At 40.5% G+C, this 24,489-nt stretch carries 13 protein-coding genes and 2 pseudogenes; 1 reads left to right on the forward strand and 14 read right to left on the reverse strand.

What is annotated here, in order from left to right; translation table 11 throughout:
* Positions 1 to 4: 4 nt before the first annotated feature.
* From DW036_RS06735 to DW036_RS06765, 7 genes and pseudogenes are all read right to left on the reverse strand, one after another.
* Positions 5 to 2,437: an RICIN domain-containing protein gene (locus DW036_RS06735; protein ID WP_118462320.1), complete on the reverse strand. Its 2,433-nt coding sequence runs from the start codon at positions 2,435 to 2,437 to the stop codon at positions 5 to 7.
* 16 nt (positions 2,438 to 2,453) lie between these two features.
* Positions 2,454 to 3,500: a glycerophosphodiester phosphodiesterase family protein gene (locus DW036_RS06740; protein ID WP_118462322.1), complete on the reverse strand. Its 1,047-nt coding sequence runs from the start codon at positions 3,498 to 3,500 to the stop codon at positions 2,454 to 2,456.
* A gap of 48 nt (positions 3,501 to 3,548) precedes the next feature.
* On the reverse strand, positions 3,549 to 4,985 hold the full coding sequence (locus DW036_RS06745; RefSeq protein ID WP_118462324.1) for a RagB/SusD family nutrient uptake outer membrane protein: 1,437 nt from the start codon (positions 4,983 to 4,985) through the stop codon (positions 3,549 to 3,551).
* A gap of 11 nt (positions 4,986 to 4,996) precedes the next feature.
* Positions 4,997 to 8,356, reverse strand: coding sequence for a TonB-dependent receptor (locus DW036_RS06750; RefSeq protein WP_118462326.1), 3,360 nt, complete (start codon positions 8,354 to 8,356; stop codon positions 4,997 to 4,999).
* 1,021 nt (positions 8,357 to 9,377) lie between these two features.
* A complete protein-coding gene (locus tag DW036_RS06755) occupies positions 9,378 to 10,394 on the reverse strand; it encodes a FecR family protein (protein ID WP_369906168.1) in 1,017 nt (338 codons plus the stop codon).
* A gap of 11 nt (positions 10,395 to 10,405) precedes the next feature.
* A complete protein-coding gene (locus tag DW036_RS06760; RefSeq protein WP_118462330.1) occupies positions 10,406 to 11,026 on the reverse strand; it encodes an RNA polymerase sigma factor in 621 nt (206 codons plus the stop codon).
* Between the two features lie 362 nt (positions 11,027 to 11,388).
* A pseudogene (locus tag DW036_RS06765) lies at positions 11,389 to 11,604 on the reverse strand (PDDEXK nuclease domain-containing protein); the annotation flags it as partial.
* Between DW036_RS06765 and DW036_RS06770 the strand changes: the two are divergent.
* Positions 11,596 to 12,303 (forward strand): annotated as a pseudogene (locus tag DW036_RS06770) (DUF418 domain-containing protein); the annotation flags it as partial. The pseudogenes DW036_RS06765 and DW036_RS06770 overlap by 9 nt on opposite strands.
* Positions 12,304 to 12,402: 99 nt before the next feature.
* On the opposite strand, the gene DW036_RS06775 reads toward DW036_RS06770, so the two are convergent.
* From DW036_RS06775 to DW036_RS06805, 7 genes are all read right to left on the reverse strand, one after another.
* A complete protein-coding gene (locus DW036_RS06775; RefSeq protein WP_233560332.1) occupies positions 12,403 to 12,978 on the reverse strand; it encodes a DUF2490 domain-containing protein in 576 nt (191 codons plus the stop codon).
* Positions 12,979 to 13,077: 99 nt separating this feature from the next.
* On the reverse strand, positions 13,078 to 14,376 hold the full coding sequence (locus DW036_RS06780) for a glycoside hydrolase family 105 protein (RefSeq protein ID WP_118462332.1): 1,299 nt from the start codon (positions 14,374 to 14,376) through the stop codon (positions 13,078 to 13,080).
* Positions 14,373 to 15,767 (reverse strand): pectate lyase, encoded by a 1,395-nt coding sequence (locus DW036_RS06785; RefSeq protein WP_118462334.1) that lies wholly within the window; start codon positions 15,765 to 15,767, stop codon positions 14,373 to 14,375. The genes DW036_RS06780 and DW036_RS06785 overlap by 4 nt, the downstream gene beginning before the upstream one ends.
* Positions 15,768 to 15,891: 124 nt before the next feature.
* Complete coding sequence (locus DW036_RS06790) at positions 15,892 to 17,616, reverse strand: fibronectin type III domain-containing protein (protein WP_233560333.1); 1,725 nt, start codon at positions 17,614 to 17,616, stop codon at positions 15,892 to 15,894.
* A 10-nt stretch (positions 17,617 to 17,626) separates the two neighbouring features.
* Positions 17,627 to 19,627, reverse strand: a complete 2,001-nt coding sequence (locus DW036_RS06795; protein WP_118462338.1) for a RagB/SusD family nutrient uptake outer membrane protein — start codon at positions 19,625 to 19,627, stop codon at positions 17,627 to 17,629.
* Positions 19,628 to 19,644: 17 nt separating this feature from the next.
* The gene (locus DW036_RS06800) at positions 19,645 to 23,160 is read right to left on the reverse strand and encodes a TonB-dependent receptor (RefSeq protein WP_118462340.1); all 3,516 of its coding nucleotides are present in this window, start codon (positions 23,158 to 23,160) and stop codon (positions 19,645 to 19,647) included.
* 272 nt (positions 23,161 to 23,432) lie between these two features.
* Entirely contained in the window at positions 23,433 to 24,413 is a 981-nt protein-coding gene (locus tag DW036_RS06805) for a FecR family protein (RefSeq protein ID WP_118462342.1), read from the reverse strand.
* Between the last annotated feature and the right edge of the window lie 76 nt (positions 24,414 to 24,489).

Genomic DNA, 24,489 nt, shown 5'->3' on the forward strand with positions numbered 1-24,489 from the left:
TTATTCAACGTTTCATGATAACTTTAGTGGAAAAATTAAATGTTCCATCCTTTGAGCGTATAGATATCACATACAGATTATTATCAATCAACGACTTATTAAATTGATTAATAAGAACTGCATTATTTCCTGCATCTACATTTTTCTCACCTTCATACACTTGACGACCTGCCAAGTCCATTATTCTCAAAATCAATCCTGTAGGAGAATTAAATTGTGTATAAATTTGTATCAGATCATTTTTGCAATCGACAAAAACCATAGGTTCACTCATATCAGATGTAACATTTCCTTCACTCCCAGAAGCATTACGAGTCATGGCATTAGCAGTCTGTTTGTCAAAATACCATAGTTTATTGGCCTCTCCACTATTATATTGTATAATGGGGGCAAAATTATCCCGAGAAGCATCCCGAACTACTGCATATTGCTGTGAATTTGCATTCTTCAGAGTATATCCGACTCGCATAGTCCCCCCTTCATTAAAGAATATTTTACTAATTTTCCATAATCCATTAGCTATATGAGTCCCATATTGAATGATGTTTTCTCCCACATAGAGACTAGCATCTTTCACAACGAAAAACTTCTGACTATTCTTATTTATCAATTCCACATAGCCGTATTTTCTATGTACAACTTCCCACATACTATCATCTTCTCCAAATTCATGCTGAATAATTTCAGCTCCATCACTCTTTGAAGCATCTTTCACAACCATCAATTTATTACTATTGTCATTTCTTATCTTATAAGTACCTTCGGGGATCACAGATTCATCATAATATACTCTTTCTGGTACCCAAACATCATTGTTCAAAGAGCTTTCAGTACTCTGAACTATCGAAGCCCCCTCAGTGCCTAAAGCATTTGCTACGACTGCATAATAAAAGCTTTCTACATTCCTCAAACGATATTCATTTTCTTTTCCAGTATTGATAAACTGCCACTTAAATGAACCTTCAATTGTATTCACATCTTGTGTAACTAAAGAGCCTACAACTCTATTCTGAGATTTCATAGCCAAGCTGCTAACAGCATTTATTATATAGCAACCATTTTCTCCCGCATAAGTATGCACATACCAAACATCATACCCAATGTCTTCTAATTGATCATTTTCTAATTGAACTAAATTATCTCCAACAGCTTCTGAACCCTTTTTCGCAGATAAATAGCGACCTGATAATTTGTTTTTCAAACGATATAGTCCATCCTCAATAGCCCAAGTATTAATTGGCATGGCACATTCAAAAGTCCAATATTCACTTACCTCTCCAGGATTACTTTGAATCAACTTATAATTATCTTCAGTAGAATTTTGAAAAACACTCAAATATTTACCACTACTTTTACTTTTTAGTCTGAAATATTTAGGGTCTAGGTTTGAGCATTCAGGAATCCATATTTCATTTTCACTATCACATTTTCTATACTGAATTACTTCGGCTCCAGCAGCCATAGAAGAACCGCTAACATTCATCAACTTCCCGGAATGAAGATTTTCTATCCTATATTCATTCGGTCCAGCATAATAAAGTTTCCATTCGCCATTACCAGATTCTGTTGAATGTTGCATTACATGTACACCATCATCTTTACTGGCGTCTTCAACTACTATATATTTACCTGAGTTTTTATTTTTTATTTTTACATATCTAGAAAAAGGATATTCTGCTATATGCAAATACTCGATTTGCTCATCTGTTAATTCTACATTATAAACTTTGAAATCATCTATTGGACCGTTAATAGGGTAATTATCACTGAATCCACCGATAAACAATTTCTTGTCTACAGGAAAGTCCTGAGATCCAAGCCATATATAAAAATACGATTTCAACGTACTAGGTTTATACATTATCAATCTAGTATAATGTTCTCCTTGAATAATAAATATATGATGCCAACCACTTTCATTAAACTGCAAAGGCTTATAAGCCCACAAATACCAAGGCACGCGACTCCCGTCATTCTTAGGAATATAGCGGTTTAATCCCAAAGTTGCTTTCTTCCGCCCAAGCCCTCTTAAAATGTTATTATTTGCATCTATCCAATTATAAAACTCATACTTCACATCAGTAGGAGAAAAAGGAATAGCTCCGGATGGAATAGTAGAAGGATCATCAATTTTAACCCAAAATGAAATCGTATGGACATTATTAATATTATATCCCTTGCCCCGAATTCCGCTTCCTTTTCCATTAAACATCACAGCTCTCCGAGAATTCCCAAATCTATCTGTAACGAAAGTAAAATCCCCAAAAGTAACAGCTGTAGCTTTAGATACAGATTCATATCCAGGATTATTGGTATCAAAAGCGAAGTGAACACTAGGATTAGGCACACTTATTTGTGAAGTTACATTTCCACAATACAGAATAGACAAACAAAATAGTAATATATAACTACTATTACTCTTTAATAAAGTTTTCATAAGCTAGTATTTATGATTAAGGCAATGAACGTTTCCCTATAGTTTTCAAATAATCAAAGAGAACCTCCAAACGATCAGAAATAACAATATCAGGCGAATGAGATTCTTTCAAAAGCCAATCCCAATCACAGCGCAAATCATTACCTGTCAAATCTATATTTCTAAATTTATATGCGGCAGGTGACCAATTACCCTTTTGATTTTCCGGCCATTCTGGAAATTGGATAATACGCTTATTTATAGCTTTTAACCAAGATAGAACATTAGAATAAGTTTTACCATCAACTGTAATTTGCTGTGTTAGCATTTTATCTGTATCTTTAAAATAAATCATCTCAAATCCTGTGCAACCTTCATTTACAAAAGCTTTCATCTTTGCAATCATATTCGGATCTTTTTCATAAGTTTCATTAAAAATAGTAGGAGTAAACATTTTCACCAACTGTTTTTGGTCATCTGTATTTTTCACCAAATTCTTAATTGACTCCGGAGTAGGATAAGTTTGAATCTTTGTTTTAAAAGTGACTTGTTGAAGCATACCTAAATCCTTCACCAAATAGTACATTTCAGGTATTATATTCTCTGCCTTATCAATACTCACCAAAACTTTATTCTTACAAGCTAAAAGAGCCTCCCTCAGTGTAGCTAACTTATAAGAAGTCACTTCTCCCGTGTATAACCTCAAATGTAGATTTTTAAGCTCATCCCAAGATTTGTAATTAACAAATTGTCCTGAAACCCTCTTCTTGACGATACCATTTCCGTCAGTAAGTCTATCCAATCCCCAATCATGTAATAAATAAAGTGTACCGTCGTCCGTTATAGTAATGTCAAATTCTACCATATCAACGCCTAAAGCAATCGCAGCGTTAATAGCAGGAATTGAATTTTCAGGATAATCTTTCCAATATCCTCTATGGGCAGATAACATAATGTAATTGGGATACTTCGAAGGATTATTATAAATCTCAATTAATTGAGAAATAGGCAAAGGTTGTGATTGAGAAAAACAAAACTGTAAAGATGCTCCTAATAAGAACAATAAAATCAATAGTTTTTTCATGTGGTTCTTCTTTTAAGTTAATACTATTTCAAACACATCATTAATCAACTAATAGTTATCATTTTGCTTCATGACATCAGGTGCAATATCAATCTGATTTTGAGGTATTGGAAATAATAATTGATAAGGTTCTATCGCAAAATCTCCATTAGAAGATTTATTCATAACCTCTACAGCCTTTCCACTTCTTAGAAGATCAAACCAACGCTGGTTTTCAAAAGCAAACTCACAACGTCTCTCATCCCAAATCAGGTTTCTAAACTCATCCTTTCCTGTTATTTGCTGAGAAGTATACAGCTGTAAACCTGCTCTTTGGCGAACTTCATTCAAATATTTAATTGCATCCCCAGAAGATGAATAACTAATTTCATTAAGAGCTTCAGCATACATCAATAAAACATCCGTATATCGCAAAACAACAAAATTGGCATTTGACTGATTGGGTAAAACCGGCTTCTTTACAAATTTCTTACAATAGATTCTACCATCAGCTAATTGCCCTATAGATACATCACGTCTTAAATCATCTATATTATATGATTCATAGAAATTTCGCGTAGGTTCATTGTTACCTTCAGTGGCTCCAATACCTCCAGTAACTTCTGAACTTCCAATCGGAGCAAACAAATTAGCAAACGCACTGCCAAGATCTGTCACGGCTTCAGTATATTGTATTTCAAAAATACTTTCAGAATTATTTTTATTATCTACATCGAAAAGCTCTGTATAGTCTTGAATAAAAGTATATTGCTTGCTATCAATAACTTCTTTCAATATTTTCACTGCATTATCATAATCCTTTAAAGTCAAATAAACTTTTCCCAAAAGAGTTTTTGCAGATCCTGAAACGGCAGTTCCTAAACGCTTGCTATCCGGTGCTTCGGGTAGAATTTTAGATGCTTCAATCAAATCGTTTTTAATTTGCTCATATACATCATTTACCGGACTTCTGCCAAATCCAAATGTTTGAAATGGATCATCAAAATAGTGAATTACCAATGGTACATCCCCCCATAAACGAACCATATTAAAGTACGTCAATGCGCGTATAAACAACATTTCTCCTTTATACTTTTTCTTAGCAGTTTCATCCATCTGGACACTTTCTATATTATCCAAAACAATATTACACCGCTTAATACCTTCATAACAACCAACCCAAGTGTCCTCCAGAACTCGATTATAAGATGTTTCACGGAATAAATCAATATCGCCATATATTCCTCCACTATTTGTAATACTTTCTGTATAAGTATTATCTGAACGAACTTCCATCAAATAAATAAAATTACTACCATACTGAGATTTCGCCATTAAAGCATTATAAGCTGCCGCTACCCCCTGAGCTATATCCGTTTCTGTTTTATAGAATGCCGGCACACTTTCATTAGAGGGAGGCTCTTGGTTCAAAAAGTCATCGCATGAGTAAAAGCAGATGCTAGCTAACACACAACTGATAGAGATAATATATCTAAATGTTTTCATATCATTTCTATTTAAAAGTTTACATTTATACCAAATACAATAGATTTATTTACCGGATAACCACCATAATCTATACCTGGTGTAAGAGGATTAGAAGATATACTGACTTCCGGATTGTACCCTGAATACGATGTTATCGTAAATAGATTATGAGCAGTTACATAAAAACGTAAATCCCCAACATTCACTTTATTCAATATTTTTTTAGGCAATCGATAACCTAATGTTATATTGTTAAAACGTAGATATGATCCATCTTCAAGCATATAATTGGATGATTCATACAGTTTATCTGTTGGTGAAACTAAGGGACGAGCATACTTAGCAGTCAGATTATTCTCAGAGAACCAATTATTATACAATTTTTTAATTCCAGTTCCCCATCCTTCTTCATTCAAAAGAAAAGCATTTGATTTATTAAAGATATCAACACCTTGAACCCATTGAATCATAAAACTTAAATCAAAATTCTTAAAAGAAAATGAGTTATAAAATCCCATCGTAAAATCAGGCATATAATTGCCCATTACTTTTCTATCCGCATCTGTTATTTTACCATCAGGTTTCCCGTCAGGCCCGCTAATATCCTCATAAATATAGCTACCTACTTTTGATGTATTTAAATGAGGATATTTATTCAAATCTTCTTCTGATTTATATATACCTATAACATTATAAACATAGTAAGAGCCAACTTCGCCACCAACCCTTGTCAAACTATTATCTTGAAGTATTTGTGTTTGACCAGGCCCCAATCGAATTACTTTCGATTTATTCTTGGAAAAATTCAATGAAGGACTCCACATAAAATCATCATTACCAATATCTGCTTTAATTGATAATTCAACACCTTTATTATTCACTTTGCCTATATTCTGTAGTGATGTGGTAAATCCTGATGCAGCAGGAACCGGAACATTCAACAATAAACCATCTGTAGTTGATTTGTAATAGTCCACAGCAAATGTTAGTCTGTTATTGAGTAAGCCAACATCTAAGCCAACATTCCACTGGGTTGTCTTTTCCCATGAAATATTAGGGTTTGGAGCTGTTGAAGGAGCCAACCCGTTTACAACCACATTACTATACAAGTAATTAGCAGGATTTAATAAAGAATATGAACTATAATTAGATATTTGAAAATTACCAGTTCCTCCAACACTTGCTCTCAATTTCAGATCACTAAGTATATCCAATTTTTTCATCCATTCTTCTTCAATAATGCGCCATCCTATAGAAACCGATGGGAATGTACCATATTTATTATTTTTTCCAAAACGGGAAGAACCGTCACGTCGAATAGAAGCAGCAAGCAAATATTTATTTTTATATGAATAATTGACTCTTGCAAAATATGAGAATAATGTCCAAGTACTTTTATCTGTATATCCACTATTTACTATACCTGCATTCAATGTCGTAATATTATCATTCGGAAAATCTGAAGCAACCATGTTCGCTCTATCATAATCTTCACGCTGTGCACTGATACCTGCCAGAAACTCTATATAATGATCATTTTGTTCTAAAGAATAGGTAAGCGTATTCTCAGTAATCCAATTTAATGTCGTATAACCAAAATATTTACCTACAGCTTTAGATGGGGCTTTAGAATTATAGCCACCCAAATAAGAAGGACGGAAATAATCATTCTCAATTTTATTATACTGTACCCCAAAATGAGATTTGAATTTTAGATTATCTAAAATCGTTATATTCAGATTCAAATTAGATAGAATATTGAATGTCTTCTCATCATCTTTAATACTCATAGCAGTAGCCAATGGACTCTCTAAAGCTACAGTACCCCAAGCTTGTCCTTTTTCTATTTGATCACCGTATTTAATACTCCCATCTGAATTATATGCTATAGCAGCCGGATTGGCTAACATTGTCATCAAAACAACACCATCTGACTTATGATTACTTTCAGATACTTTATTAGTCACAGAATAAGAAGGTGCAATATCAAAATCAAATGAAACATGTTTATTCAATTTCGCACTGATATTGGAACGTGCAGACAAACGCTTAAATCCTGAATTCTTAATTACTCCATCTTGATTAGCATAGCTTATTGAAGTATAATAGGATATCTTTTCATTTCCACCGGACACTGAAAGATCATATTGTTGTATTGCTGCAGTACGAAATAATTCATCTTGCCAATTTGTATTAACTAATCCTGCTTCCTTGTTCAGATAAGGAGTAAGATAATCAGGTATTCTTGCTTTCGACGGACGAGCAGAATTCGGATCTTCAGGTGTATTTACTCCAGGTTTTAAATCCACCCAATAATTATTTCTGGCAGTAGCTGCAAAATCTGCATATTCATAAGCATCCATCAAATCAATTTTCTTTGAAACTGTTTGTATACCATAATATGCTTTTGCTGAAATTCTTGCTTTACCATCTTTTCCTTTTTTGGTTGTAATTACAATAACTCCGTTAGCGCCACGAGAACCATAGATGGCAGAAGAAGAGGCATCTTTTAAAACATCAATTGATTCTATATCTTCTGGATTTAATAAGCTTGCTGTATTTTCAGAAGTCATTGGAAAACCATCGATTACGATAAGAGGATTAGTCCCTGCTGTGATCGAAGAAGACCCTCTGATTTTCATTGAGGCCCCAGCCCCCGGTGCTCCACTTTGTTGCATCACTTGTACTCCGGGTAACTGTCCAGCTATAGCCTGTTCAAAGCTACTTACAGGAATATTTGCTATTTTATCTTGTTTAATTTGCGCTATAGCTCCTGTAGTTCGCGTCTTTGACTGTGTACCATAACCAACTACAACAACTTCATCTAAAACTTCATTATCTTCTTTCATCACTACCTTACTGAGCGTTTTTGTACTTGCTGGAAGCGATATTGATTGATAACCAATAAATGAAATAGCGATTTTTGAATTCTCCGGCACATTAGCTAAAGAATACTCACCGTCCGCATTGGTGATAGTACCCAAAGTAGTTCCTTGTACAGCAACACTTGCCCCAATAATCGTTTCACCTTTTTCATCAACAATTGTACCGGAAATAGTTATAAGTCGACCACTCTTTTGCGAAGTATCTGAAACCGGTTCTTCTTTTATGAAAATCTTCATCTCGCCTATTTCGAAAGTTACATTCGTGCCTTTCAGCAATTGTGCAAGCACATCTGAAAGTTCTTCTTTATCAGCCTCAATAGAAACAACCCGATCCGGGTCAACGGTAGGACGGCTGTATGCCACGGTTAGTCCGGTTTGTTGAGTGATAGCATCAAAGACTTTTGCCAACTTAACTTGCCGGAACTGCAAGGTTACTTTCTGAGCGTTGGCTGCTAAACATGCCATAAAGCCCAAAAACAGAACAAGTAAAATCTTGTGTTTCATAACTTAAATTTTAGATTAACAATGATATAAATCGCTTTATACAAAGTAGACACACAAGATTTCGGAGCGGGTGAGGGAAAAATGCTTTTTTGCTAAATAAATCAAGAAAAGGTCTTCTAAAAGACTAAGAATCGTCATTGGCGGTTCAAAATGTAGCTCGTCATCTTGTATTAATGTATCTATGTATAAAGAAGGCAATCACTCACGAGATTCGTACAAATTTACTATTTTTATAATAATAAGCAGCCGTTTCATGCAAGAAGTTTAAGGATAATATGAAATAGTTCTACCTAAAAAAGGGCAATATGAAATAGAAACTAACCGATAGAATAGTATAACAGAAGAGATTATCACCATTAATGAAAAAACAATTCAAAACAAAGGCCGTAACACTTGACTTCGCCTTTCTGATGTAGTATATTTGTAGAAGTTTAAAATGAAACTCTAATATAAACCTAAAACTTTCGTAAATGGGAAAAGTAAGACCTTTACAACGAGACACTAAACAGTGCATAAAATTGACAATATTTTCAGCTAAAACAGGAGCTAATCCATATAATCAACTGGTGGCTTATTCCTAAGCTATTCAGGCTGATTATAGTTAATACGGGTGACTTTCACCCCAAACAATAACGGGTATAAAAGGTAAAAAGGCGGTCATTCTCATGAAGGATTATCGCCTTTTTTGTATATATATATTCTATTATAGTTTTAAGATCGATTTCTACGCTGTTAATAAACGTCGGCAACATTCTTAAAAAACGTTCCTCTTATTCTTTAAAAACGCTGTTCACGGTTATTAACGGGGCATACAGAATAGTCTTGAATTATTACCCATTTACATTTAAATATCATGAAATTCAATATTTAATATGGTCAATGCGCAAAAACAAAGATACTTTCTGTAATACGCAAGTTTAATATAGCGTAAACTACCTGCAATGCGCACTTTACTGAACGGAATTTTACCTGCAATACGCACTTTTATTTCACATATTGTTTACAACTCAAATCTGAACAATCAATGCATTAGACGGGAATCCTCTTTTTTTCTTGTGACTATCACTTCCTTTTCAGCCTCTTTATATTCAAACCGTAACGGCGCAATCTTCTCCAAATCCTGAAGAACTTTTTCGAGAAGCGTATTCTCTGATGTAATCGTAAAGTATACATCCCAAGCTGACTGGTCTTCTATCTTGAAGTTCACATCATACCAACGGTTCAGTACTTTGATGACTTCGGACAGCGGGGCATCCTTGAAAGCTATCACATTCTTTTTCCACAGGGAAGACAGATGGATATCGGCATGCCGGGTAATGGTACAACGATCACTTTCCTTGTTATAGACAAGTTTCTCACCGGGTTGCAACGGATATTTCTTATCTGAAGCAAGCATCAGATTAACATGACCTTCATCCAGACAGACCGTGATATCCTTATTCTCCGGATAGGCCTGAACATCGAACGAAGTTCCCAGAACATGCACGGAAGGCCCGTTAAGATTGACAATGAAAGGCCGGTGGGAATTCTTTGAGACTACAAAATAAGCCTCGCCTTCCAGATAGACTTCACGGCTGGACAGTGCAAACTTCTTAGGATATTTCAGGCGTGAATCTGAATTGATATAGGCGCGTGTGCCATCCTGAAACATCATTTGCAAGCGCTCACCTTTGGGCACATAGATTTCTTCGTAACCGGAATCACCCAGCAGATCGACACGGGTATTCACCTGGACAAACAGCCCTATCAGCAGTACAAATGGAATGAGTACGGCTGCCACACGGAAAGTAATCCTGCGAATACGTTTCTGCCGGATGTTGCGGCGGATATGGGCAAACATCTCTTCGGACGGGATTTCGTGATTGACATAGAGTTCTTCGAATCCTTGTTTGATCTGTACGGCATCACGGTCCATACTTTTAGCCAGATAGGCCGCCCCCTCATCGGTAGCAAACCAAGCCGCTACGATCCGGGCAACTTCAGGAGTAGACGTCCCTGCCAGCACTTCCTGTATTTGTTTTTCTGTAGGTGTATTCATATTCTCTGTACTCATACTATTAAATAGACACTTAAATACCTTAACAAGGTGAGGTACGTAACAAAAATTAGCAATTTCCCCAGATGGACGCGCAACAGTTTCAGCGCATCGGAATAGTGGGTTTTGATGGTATTGATAGAGAGCTTCAGACGGTCGGCTATTTCTTGGTTGGAGAGTTCTTCGCGCACCTTCATCAGGCAGATTTCCCGCTTTTGGGGTGGTAACATATCGACTGCTTTATAAAAGATGGACATTAGTTCTTTCTTTTCCAGACTATCAACAAGAGTATCTTCGTAAGCAGGGATGCCCTGAGCTATCTCATAATTCTTGGTAAGGGCGGTATTCTCATTGCGTATCACATTGAGTATATGATTTTTAGTCATTGTTATCAGGTAGTTTCTCAGGCTGATGCCCACCCGAAGCTCCGAACGGAATTCCCAGAAACGGGTAAATACGTGCTGCACAGCGTCTTCTGCCATCGCCGAACTCATCAAATAGCGATAGGCCAATGCGTAAAGCAGTTTGTGATATTTATTGTAAACCGCAGTAAATGCCTCTACATCTCCCCGCTCCACTTTAGCAAAAAGAGTTTCATCGTCAATATCAGATGTTTGCGGGGCTTTACGCTGCATTTAAACTGTGTTTTTAAGGTTAAAAGATAGAATGATGCGGGCAAATATACTCATTTTTGATAAAGGCGGGATATGGATGGGAGTTTTTTATGGATGAAGAGATGGAGAAAGTCTCTTTTTATATAAACTTCCCATTTGACGAATCGTTGTTCTTCTACCGAGCAAATTTGCAAACACTATTTATTTTTACAGAAAAGTTATTTCATCGTGACTATCACTTCTTTTTCAGCTTCCTGATATTCTAAATACAACGGAGATATAAAGATTTATTAGCTGACAGATAATTTTTGCAAAGAATTTACTTGTGAACAGAAGTAGAAACAAAAGACGACTACCTGCCCAAAAAGAGACAGGTTTTCGTTTTACAATAACCTTTTCAGTTCCTCAATGTCAGGCAAGGCATTACGAAGTCGTTCCGGCATATCTTTGGATGCACGGTAGGTAGCGACTCCCATCGGCTTGTTATAATCACGAACTGCAAATTCTACAAAGGTTTGATTCATTTCTCTGCAAAGTATTATCCCAATAGAGGGATTTTCATGCGGCTTTCTGATATATGTATCTAAGGCAATTACATAGCCAATCTGATCAATCCTGCACATCAGTTACCGGACCTGAAGGTAGGCAAAATGTATGCGGAAGTGGCAGAGTACACCCAAGCCGGCAACTTTTGGGATTTCATCTGGGGGAACGTTACTTTAGGGCAGAAAGCCAGCTTATTATGGGCGGTAAATGCAGGACGCTTTTTCCAAACAGCCGGATTATTCCTCTTAGGCTTCTACATCGGCAGAAAGCAGCTTTTCGTTACGACGGAAAAGAATCTCCATTTCTGGATAAAGATACTGATTATCTCCGCAATATCTTTTGCTCCTCTCTATGCCCTGAAAGAGTTGATTATGCAGAACAGTACACTCATACAGCAAACAGCCGGAACTGCATTCGATATGTGGCAAAAGTTAGCTTTTACTTTCGTACTGGTAGCTTCATTCGTATTGCTTTACCAACGTGAAAAGTTCAGTAAAGCCGTCAGCAGCCTGAGATTCTATGGAAAAATGAGTCTTACGAACTATATATCCCAATCCATAATGGGAGCACTGATTTATTTCCCTATCGGTCTGTACCTGGCTCCCTATTGTGGATATACGCTCAGTCTGCTAATCGGGCTTTGCATGTTCCTGTTGCAAGTGAAATTCTGCAAATGGTGGTTGAGCAAACATAAACAAGGTCCATTGGAACATATCTGGCATAAATGGACTTGGATGGGGACAAATAAATAGCGGCGGCAAAGGCAATCAGAACCGGTAAATCAACTCCCACCCCAGAATATGTCTGTCCAGATCACTCTCGTGCTGGTAGCAATAGAAAACATCTGCCGACTAGGAGGACGACAGTTTAGCTTCCACCCCACCGCGGGCACGGAAGCGGGAGGCATGGAACCATTCATCTTTGCCCAGACCGTGATATTGCTCTAAAGAAACATACGGTGACCATGTAGTTACCTTATAAGCAGCTTTCAGGCGGGTGCGGAGACGGAATTCATCCGCTCCGCGTCCGTCGAAAGTATGCTGGAAACGCTCGCGCAGAGTGAACGTCCATTGTCGTTTTTTGAGAGTGAAAGAGACTCCTGCATGATAGCGGTGCCGGGATTTCCAGCCATCTTCACCACGGTTGCGGTAGTGGTATTCGTAACCGCCCTCAGCTTTTAGAAACGGAAGAAGAAGGACGGAAGTACCTACGCCGAACCCCCAACGGTCTATCTCATCCAGTGCGTCACGGGTACGCATCTCCACATCTCCGTAAAGTTCCACTTTGGAGGATACATCGTGCCGGGCTTTCATCTTGTTCCAGGTCACGAAATCACTGTCCTGTGCCTGCAAAGGAGGCAGACAGAAGGCAAGCAGTCCTACACACAAAACAACGAATCCCCGTAATACAGAATATTTCTTTAGCATATTATCCTCAAAGGTTTACTTCAACTTATTTTCTTAGAAGATGCAAAGCTAAAGAAAGATTCTGTAATAAATCTGTAATATTCCTGTAATATCAAGAAATCACTTGATTTTATCGTATTGCTGTTCGGCCTTGATTTCCGTATACTTGGGTGCGTCTATCATTTCCACCAATGCCCTCAGCACGGGACCCTCTCCCATCGGATCATTCTTCCACTGGGGACGGTTATAGTAGAATGACAAAGCGGGCATTATGCCCGTACCTGCACAGATAGCCGTTACATCACCCTCCGGAGTAATCTTGGTGAACATGCCTTTCAACCCTTCCCATGCCACATAGATATAGTCGGGATGCAGCCACCCTTGTTTCACGCCTCTGGCAATGCCGAAGACGAACATAGCAGTTCCCGTAATTTCTTCATAGGAATCTTCCTTATCCAGAAGCTGATGCCACAATCCATTCGCACCCTGATAACGAATCAGTCCGTCCGCCTGCATACGGAAGTTCCGGATGACATCTTCACGCATCGGATGTTCGGCGGGCATTCGTGCCAGCAAATCGGCAGTAGCCATGAAAACCCATCCGTTCGCCCTGGACCAATGGGCAACGCCATGCGCTTTGTTATCCGTGTGGTAGCAATGATAGTACAGTCCTTTTTCGGGACACCACAGATAGCGGGTATAGTTCAGTATCTGATTGGCTGCATCATCAAAGTATTTGGTATCGCCTGTCACCTCTCCCATCCTGACCAGAAATGAAAGAGCCATAAAGGCATCATCCGCCCAAATGGTATTGACATGCGGCCATAACCGGGCAATAGTACCATCGGCAAGACGCGGTTCGGACACCATCAGGTGATGATCGGTCTGATCGATGTACTTCCGGAAAGCCTGTTCGGGGTGACGACGGTTGAGCACAATCAGACTGGCTCCCATAGGGCCATTATCATCCAAGCGTTTATTCCGGTAAATCATGTGCCAATTCACATGGTTCACGGCTCTCCAACCTTCCTGCTCCAATGTTTGGTCATACAGGCGATGGAAGTAGTCCTGGTTTACATCGTCGAAAATGAAATTCATATTCTTCAGAACATAATTCTCGTACTTCGAAGTACCTAATTTATCTCCCAACTCCATCAGGGCTATATTGGTGACTCCATTTGTGTAATGCCAATCCAGATATTTGCTTTGTACTTTCACATTCTTATTTAAAGGTACGTTTTTGAGCGATGTGTAGGTCTTGCCGCTTTTCTTATCGACAAAATCATAGGTTGTTGACTTCAGAATGCGGTCGGCAATCATTACAGCAGTTTCTCTGGCTTTCTCATTGGTCTGCGCAATCAATGAAGTGCTGCACAGCAGGGCGAGTGAGAAGATCAAATAAGTATATATCTTTTTCATTTGTTTATCAGGAATATGTAGTTTTCAATATTAGTATATCCGTTGGAAGCTATCTTCATAGCGTCGGACGGATCATTTTTATCAAGTCCGTATGTATCTTCAAAGTCGTCGGGCATACCATCATTATCAGTATCCAGCGGTTTGGTTCCCGACTTTATTTCACCGGGGCCTTGTGCAGGCAGGTCCATTTCCGTGAGAATGATCCCTCCTTTCTTACCCAATGAAGTTAATTCTTCAACAAGATAGCTATCTACCTGGTCACGGGCGGGTAATGAAGCTCCGCCATGTTGCACGATCCACTCGTAAGCATCCCGGGCAGTCATCAAGCCTTCGATAGCGGGATGCACATCCGACGGTTTATCCAGAAAAGTAGGAGTTATCACGATCTCAGTGCCAGACTCTTGTTTCCGTTTCGTGCAATCTTCACGGGTCAGTTCGCGACCATTCAGCACTCCATCCTTATTTTCATCATAATAGTTGCCGGATAAATGGGCACGAAAATGTTCGTTATAGCGCGTGAAGGGAGCTGTAGCACCCAGCGTTTTCCCATCATAATTTAAAGTAGCACCTACTATGAAATAGTTATTCCGGATATCGGCTTCGGAGGTCTGTTCCGTATCACCCATGATATAAGCACCGCCATTACCCCAGTTGTAAACGACGTTATTTACAAACTGATTCAGACCTTTCACTTTCGGATTACGGGTTTTGTTGTCGATATACAGGTTACGGTATAAGGTCACTCCATTTTCAGCCGTAGTCTGGATAAGTCCTCCGCAAGAATGTGGTTGCAGGCCTTGCCCTATAAAGGAGTTCTGGATAGTTATATTCCGGGGCTGATCGCCCGGTTTCTTCGGATCTCCATTGATGGAAAAGCATTCATCGCGCCCCCAAGTAACCGACATGTGATCAAAAATCATATTCGCTCCGTAAGCCACACCGGCGGCATCTTTACCGTCTTTCCCGTTCACTCCCATCCGTATGCGCAGGTAACGGCAAATGACATTGTCGGCTCCGGAAAAAGAAACCTGATTTCCATAAACAACAATTCCGTCACCGGGAGCCGTTTGTGCAGCAATAGTCAGATTCTTGGAAAAAGTGAGCGGGGATTGCAGGCGAATGATTCCCGCAACATCAAAAACAACGATTCTTCCGGATTTACTCACCGCATCACGCAAAGAGCCTTTTCCCGAGTCGGCAAGCGTAGTGACGTGATAGACCTCACCATGTCTCCCGCCTACCGCATTGCGCCCGTACCCTTCGGCTCCCGGAAAAGCAAGCACTTCTCCATAATCAGGGAAAGGAACAGACGGACCGGAAACCTCCTCTTTTTCATCGCAGGCCAGCAGGACCCATGCCAGAAGAAGGATTCCAATTGTAGTATATCTCATAATTCTAATCTCCTATTTTAATAGTGTATAGTCAATAGGCGGCCCGTATGAACGAATCAAAATCCGTCCATACTAAGCACAGCCCTCTTACAGAATCTTACACTTTCTGTTTTCTATCAATAAGTTAGTATTCGGAAACCGTTATCCAGCGCGGGTCACCATATTCCTGGGTATAAACCGTGGATCCGGTATCGATAACCGTAAAGTCACCATCCTTGGCATTCCTGAAAAATGAAGAATCCGACATGCCCAGATCTATCAACGTCAGTCCAGTATCGGCCGCCTGCTCAAAGTCGGTGGTACAATAATTATTCTTTCCCGTCAGTTTGGCTTGTCCCGGAACCAGAGCTTTTCCTGCACTATATCCAAAGACACAGGCATTAACGGATAGCGGCAATGCTACAGACAGTTTAGAGAAATCGCCAATTGCCGTATACGACGACTTGCTTGTAGCCCAATTATAGAACGTACAATTCGAAATAGAAACTTTAGCGTTAGAGGAAACCGGCACATCAGCAGTAAGCACTCCAAAGACACCCGGCGAGATATAGAATTCATAGAAAGTGGAGTTCGTTACAGAAACATCATTCCAGACGTTGGAACCTTTATTGATGGCATGTATGAATCCGAATTGTTTCGTCACATATTTAGTGTCATTGATTCCGGTAACCAGACAATTATCAATCCGGATATGGTTGATGGTCGTCATTCCTTCGCTGGCATCGCTCATCATCAGAACGGTAGAAGGAAGGACAATATCGGAATTGCGGATTTCAAAACGATCTATCGTGATATCAGTTCCGGCATCGTGCTTGCCGATATTCAACAAACGTGTTTTGCTGCCGCCACTTCCGCCGGACACGACCGGTTCTTTGACATTCACATTCTCAACAATAAAATATTCGATTTCAGGAATATTATTCACTTCCGGTTTAATGACAAAGCCACCTTTACGTATATAGAGCGTAGGGCGATCTCCGGGATTAGCCAAGAATGCAATGCTTTTCGTCAGTTTGATGTCACCGGTACTGCTTCCGGGAAGTCCGTCTGCCGACAGATAATAATCAACCCCGTTCTTCAATTGGAAGATCAGACTCGCCCGGCTGTCATCATTCATTCCCTCTTTTATCTTCGATAGTAAGTCAACGCCATCCGTCACCAGTACGGCACCGGAAGGCATACCGGCTGTTGTGAATTTCTGCCGATTGTACTTTTCCGCACCTTCGGGAGCTTTGCTATTGGTCAATGCAACATAGTAAGATGTACGGGGAGTCAATCCTGAAATTACATACTTGCCTGAGGCTGTTTCCGATCCGGACAAGTCAAAATGCTTTTCATCCGTTCCGTTTTCCTGTTGCCAGATGGCAACGCCGTCCACAGGATTCTGCTCGGAGACTCTCCATTCTATCACAGCCGAACTCTCCGTTATCTGGTGCTCATCCAATGCATAAAGTACCTTGGGTATGACGCGGGTCAAAGTGGTGATAAGAGAAGAATATTCCGTCCAGTTTGAAATAATATTCAGGCTTTCATTATTCGCTCTTACGCGGGCGTAATATCCTGTCTCATAGCGCAGCCCCGTAAAAGTGCACTTACCGTTGTTTACGGTCTGCGTTGCAGCGGGTTCCGACTGGAAAGTTTGGTCACGCGAAAGCTCCACCGTATAAGAAGTCGCTTCTCCGGATGTTCTCCAGGCAAGGGTAATCGAATTACCTTCCGCAAAACAGGAAGAGGCTATGAAGGAAGGTCTGAACAGGCGGGGCAGCTCTTCCGCATCATCCTTGCATGAAGTAATATTCAATAGACAAAATGCCAATACAGGTATCAAATATATCAATAACTTTTTCATACTCTCTTTTTTAATATCCATAATAATTCTTCAACAGTCCCTGATGGCTTGACAATGCATCGGGCGGTATAGGTACCAGATAACGGACCGGATCGGTTTCCGGATTCACAGTAGCGGCATTCGATTCATTGATGTAGCCGTAGAAAGAAAACAAGACAGCAGGGGCAGGAACCCATTGACGCGGATTCGATGTATTCTTGACCTGCGTGCAATATTGATTACACATATTGAAAAGTGTATATCCCGCAGGTGCCTTTGAAGGATAGGACTCAAAAGCCTCGTCATAAGAATTCCTGCCTCCTTCTTTATACCAGTCTATGGTTTGTGATACACACACGGCAGCCGGATTCACGGCATCGACCATTTTGTAATAAGAAACCGCCGGATAAGATTCAAAACGTTCATCATAAGTCGGTTCCTCAAACGCAGTGGTGGAATTCTCATATTGCTTGGTACGGGCAACTTTTCCTAACGTAATCCAATCAAAATACAAGTTATAGAGTGTCTTTCCATACAGATTCCAACGCGCCAGATCATATCTTCTATGCTTTTCACCCCCGAATTCCCATGCGCGTTCTTTAACGATTGCATCAAAGAAATCTTCTTTTGTAGTAAGTTTATCGACATAGGTATCTACCAATTCCGGCTGATCTTCCGCCGCGAAAGCACGGTTGCGGACTTTCTTCAGAGCCTCTTTGGCTTGGGGTGTAGGACCGTTATGATTCTCATTGGCAGCTTCGGCATACATCAGTAGTACGTCTGCATACCGCATATAAGTGTAATTGATTCCGGTACCTTTATTGGAAGTACTGCCCAGAGGAGTTGCCATAAACAGTCGGTTCCATTTCCCGCAATAAACCGTAAGGGCGGCTATCGGTTTCTGTACGATGTTAGTCATTCCCGAATTTTCATAGCGGAACATCTCGCACGTAAGGTCGCGGCGCAAGTCTTTTTTGTCAAATGACAGCATATAGGTAAGCGCCAGTTTGGAACCTCCCGAAGAATATCCATGCGGAGCATTAGATGCATTCTGTCCCTCTGAGTTCTTCTGTGAAACAATGTATGTCCCCCAAGAATATCCCAACTCTCCGGAGCCTCCTACCTTTGCCGGTACATCGAAGATATTATCATCATTCACCGGAACAATCCAACTACATTCGTCCACCCAAACCTGACGGAATGAGCGATTCAGCGAATGTTTGCCTTCATTAATCACTTTACCTGCATATTTCTCGGCTATCTCATAGTATTTCTGCCAGTCATCATTACGCTGCATTGAACCGATAGCGGCAGGGTTCGAGTAATCCGGACGCAGAGTCCATCCTCCTCTATACAATGCCATACGGGCAATCAATCCCTGGCAAAACTCTCTTGATGCCGCTTCCACTCCCCTGTCCGATTCTTCCGCATACCACATGACCGGTTCAACTTCAATCAGGTCATTGATCATGTCTGTCAATATGATGTCACGGTCAGTTGCACCGATAAACAGTTCATCCTTGTTTCCTGCCGGTTTCCGCCTGTAAGGAACGTCTCCCCAGTTTCTCACCAGTTCCAGATAGTACATGGCACGCAGAACTTTCGCTTCACCATAATAATGCATTAACCGCGAAGGCTTGGTTTTATCGGCAGCCTCAAACAGAGGACTTTGTTCGATACCTTCTATCACGTCATTCGTCCTGTTCACTCCATCATACATCCCTGTCCAGATACTGCCGTACGAACTGATGTCACCTGCACTCGGTTCGAAGGCGCTCTCTTTCAGATTGGACGACGTAGTGACCGTAGTAAACTCCACATCCGTATTAAACAGCATTTTCTGTGCCAGATTGCCTACCCATCCCTTACCACTGACCATAGGCACGTACATGCCATTGACGGCAGTCGCAATCTCCGATTCACTGGTAAATATATAATCTTTATCAAAAGTGGAAGGCGAATTTACATTCAGGTAATCTTCACAAGATGTAAGTATCATCAATATGATAACTGGAATATAAAACTTTCTCATGGTTCAATTCTATAGTATTAAAAATTCAGATTTATTCCAAGCGTATAAACACGACTGCGAGGAGTCACATTATTATCTATACCCGGCGTCAAGCCTTTCTGTATATTCACTTCCGGATCATATCCGCTATATCCCGTCAGAGTGAACAGGTTACTACCGGAGAAGTACAGGCGCAGGCTCTTGACTCCCAAGCGGCTCAGCCAGCGTTGCGGAAATGTATATCCCACTGTCAGCGTACTCAGGCGCAGGAATGAACCGTCTTCTATCAAATCGCTCATTGTGATACCCTGTGTAACGGACATCCAGGAATAAGTGGCGGCATTCTGGTTTAATGCAGCCAATGCAACCGGATCACTGGAGACATTGACACCGGCATCATCCACATAGCGGAAGCGGCGTGCCAAACTCATATTCGTAGACAGATTGGAATAATTGCGGCGAACAGCCGAATTCAAATAGAGTTTATTGACATTGAATACATCAAAATCGCACATATAATTAAAGAACGCGGTAAAATCCAAGTTCTTCCAACTGCCGGAGAGGCCAAAACCGCCTGTAACCTTCGGATTCGTATTTCCAATAACCGTCATGTCTTCTTCCGTTATCAGGTCTGAGTCGGAATCAGATAATTTCTTGAACTTCATTGCTCCCGGTTTAAAGCTAAAGTTACCCGAACTGAATGAAGAGTTATCCGGAACTCCCGGTTTCAAAGTCCACTTCTTTGTCGTTTCATCAAAATTAAAATCGTCTACCGTATAAAAACCATCATTCACGAAACCGTAAATGAGTCCCATACTTTTGCCCACTTCCATTTTATAATTGTAGGTTCCATACCAGTTGGACAAGGAGGCTTTTGTTTTCCATTCCGACTCACCGGAAGAAAGCTTGTCGACTTTGTTCTTATTAAAGGCTACATTGAAACTGGCTGACAGATTAAAGTTCTTTGTCTGGACGATTTTACCGTTCAATGAAAGTTCAACTCCCCTATTGGAAGTACGGCCCACATTTGTCATCTGCCGCGAATAACCGGATGAGTTCGGAATGATTGACGGCACCAGCAAATCTTTAGTTGTATTCCAGTATACATCGACTGTACCGGTTAAACGGTTTTTGAAGATACCAAAGTCCAAACCGAGATTTCGTGTAATGGTAGTCTCCCATCTCAAATCAGGATCATACAAATAAGTCTGGTCGGCAAACTGGTAATAATTATACTCTTCATTATTGAAACCGGGAGCGCTCGATCCGCTATACACGCGATAAATGTTATGCCACAAATCATCACTGATACGGTTGTTACCTGCCAACCCGTAACTTGCTCTCAGTTTTAATTCCGAAATCAGCTTGACCGATTTCATCCATTTCTCTTTGGAAAGCCTCCAAGCTATAGAACCGGCAGGAAACGTGCCCCATTGCTTACCGGGTGCAAACTTCGTTGAACCATCCGCACGAAATGTAAAAGTAGCATAATAACGGCTTTTATAATCGTACAGGGCACGACCAAAGAAAGAAGCTGTGCGATCCGGAGCAGCTTTATAACTGGTGCTCTGGTGTGGAGTGCCCAGTGCAAAGTTTTCAAGAGCCGCTTCTGCCGTAATGGAAACCGGGAAATAACGTGCACTCATAAAAGTATTGTTATTCTGCGAATGGTTTATTTCCTGTCCAAGCATCAGGTTTACATTATGGGTTTTACGGAACAAATTGCGATAGGTCAGCGTATTTGCCAGTCGATACGACTCTTTATGTGTTTTAGTACGCTTAGCCGAAGGCATATTATTCATTCCCGCAGCAGACGCCGTGCCGGATAAAGCTCCATAAAACTGGTCATCATTCGAGTCCGTGGTACTGATGCCATATTCGGAACGAAATTGCATCCCTTTAAACATATCCCACACCAAAGCTGCCTTAAGGCTGATTGCAGTTTCTTTCCTTTTTCTGTAATTCTGCTTATTTTCCTCCAACGGGGTATACTTCTGGTTCAAGGAATTACCATCTTCGTCCAGATTTTCATCATCATCCGGATCAAGGGACACACCGGAAGTCAATCCGTTTGTGGGACGGTAACGAAGAGCCGTGACAATGTTGGTTCCAGATGTACCTGCTCCGTCAATGGTACGGGTGCGATATGTGGTATTCGTCTCCAATTTCAGGTTCCTGAACAGCTCATGGTTCAGCTTCAGAATAATATTGTTACGTGACAGACCGGAACCTATCAGCTGTCCCTCATCTTTATTATGGTTATAACTTAGATTAAACTTCGTCTTTTCACTGCCTCCGCTGATAGTCAGATTATAGTATTGTGAAATCGGATTGCCTCCCAGCACTTCATCCTGCCAGTCGGTAGAGTCCGTATACTTGTATAAGTCAACATCGTCATAATAACCAAAATTCTTAATAAAAGTATCAGCCGATCCCTTACGTATCATCTGGTATTCGTACTCCGCCATCACAAATTCATAGCTGTCCATTACCGGCAACTTCCCTGCCAGTGTACGTGTCTGTACATAGCTATTGAACTGAACCGATGTCTTGCCCATTTTCGGATTCTTCGTGGTTACGATGACTACACCATTCGCACCTCTGGCACCGTAAACAGCAGTCATGGAAGCTTCTTTCAAAACATCAATAGATTCGATATCCGTAGGCGGAATACCACTCAAATCGTCAACCGGAAAACCGTCGACCAGGAACAACGGTGAATTGTCCTGAGTGATTGATCCCCCACCACGTACACGAATACTGATTTCAGCATCCAGTGCACCATCTGCCGTAGTGATCTGCACACCCGCCATCTTTCCCGCCAAGGCATCGGCCACGGAAGCAGAGGCTACTTTGGAGATAGATTCCGAGGAAACGGAAGCAATAGATCCCGTTACATCACTACGGCGAATATTACCATATCCCAAGACTACAACCTCATCCAATAATTCGCTGTTTTCTTTTAATGTAATTTTAGCCAGTTCCTTACTGCCGGACTTAAGTTCAACAGTCTGGTAGCCTATATAGGAAATTAAGATGGTGGCACCATCGGGAACATCATTCAAGGTGTAATTTCCATCAAGATTAGTGGTTACACCATTGGCAGTGCCTTTCACCAATACAGTAGCACCGATTACCGATTCACCGGTTTCATCTACCACTGTTCCCTTTATAGTTCTTGTCTTCGACTTCAGAGCATCGTTCCCAATCTTTTGTTTACCTACAGATATTGTATTATTATCCCTATTGAAAAATAAATTGGTTTGCTCTGTAATCTTATCCAAAACAGCCTGTAGGGGACTGTTCTTCACTTTGATAGATATACGCGGAGCAGTGTTTACAACATTTTGATCATAAAAGAATTTCAAGCCTGTCTGCTTGCCCAACTGAACAAAAACATTCTCTACCGTTTCATTCTGAACGTTCAGTGTTACTGTTTTTTCCTTTTGAGCTTGCGCTTGGTCAGGCATTAATGACAAGCATACGAATAGTAAAAAAGCTAAAAACGAATGTATATTTCTTCTTTTCCTTTTGGTATTAGAAAGATTATTCATTTATTTGTGCGTTTTAGTAATTGATTAAATTAATTAGAACAAAGGAGTAATTCGCGATACATGATTCACGCGGGTCGAAACGAATGAATACCTGTTCGCATTACAAGATAGGGGCTTCTCTGTGAGACAGCTCCTATTTTTCTTAGAGGAGACGCTAAGTGGGTGCTTTCATATTCTATATTCTCTTTTAATTAAAGGTTAAACATATTAATACTTACATATATTATAATACACATCCATTTACCAGCCGGACGTATATCCATGCTTTTCTGCTACTTAAATAAGAAGATATGATTTCCTTCTTTTCTATACCGGATGCCACTGGTATATTCCATTGATTGGAGTACCGCCTCCAAACTTTTATTTTCATGTTCTCCGGAAATCAGGTTGTTGAACTCCTGCCCTTCCGCAAACGTAATGCGACAATTGTACATGCGCTCAAGCTCTTTAGCCACATCGCGCACCGGAGTACTGCTGAAACGTAATCCACCCTTACGCCACACGGCAACATCACGTTCGTCGCGCCGTTTGCTGTATTCACCGGAAAGTGTATTGATCGACACTTGTTCCTTAGCCTGCAAACGCATCATTGCTTCCGGCAGATCCACTTGTACTTTACCACTTTCCACATCTACAGAAACAACTTCATCCGAAGAATAAGCCTTCACGTCAAAACAAGTTCCCAGAACCCTTACATCAAAACGGGCGGTCCTGACAATAAAAGGCTGCTTTTCGTTCCGTTGCACCTGGAAATAAGCTTCGCCCTCCAGTTCTATCTGCCGCTCATCTTCTACAAAACTGTTCGGATAGCGAACACGCGAACAGGAATTTAAGATCAACTGTGTTCCATCCGGCAACCGGATTTGTCTGGATTCACCATAAGAGGTAGAGGCTTCCAAATAAGAAATCTGCCGCTTATCCATATACCCCAGCAGGTTGATTCCCCCGAAAATGAGCAGTACAACAGCAGAAGCACTTGCCACCGTCAGAGCTATCCGCCGAAACCAGGTGCGTTTCTTATGCTCGATGCGCTTCAGTAACCGACTGGCTTCTTCCTTATATTTATCACGCTCCATGCCGGTGGTGAGCTCTTCCATAGCGGCTTCTTTCCAGACATCTGTTACCAGTTCATCCAGCATTGGGTCATGAATATCATCTTTCAGTCGGGATAATATTCCACGTGCCTCTTCCTGGGTGTACATATCATCCAGATAGCGGCGCATTATAGATTTGTCTGTTACATCATTCTTCATTGTGCGGGCTCTTTTAGTATAAAGGTCATGAAAACTTTTCCTTTACATAGAGTAATACACAGTAAAGGAAAACATC

Source organism: Bacteroides sp. AF39-11AC, assembly GCF_003474285.1.
Classification (GTDB): domain Bacteria; phylum Bacteroidota; class Bacteroidia; order Bacteroidales; family Bacteroidaceae; genus Bacteroides.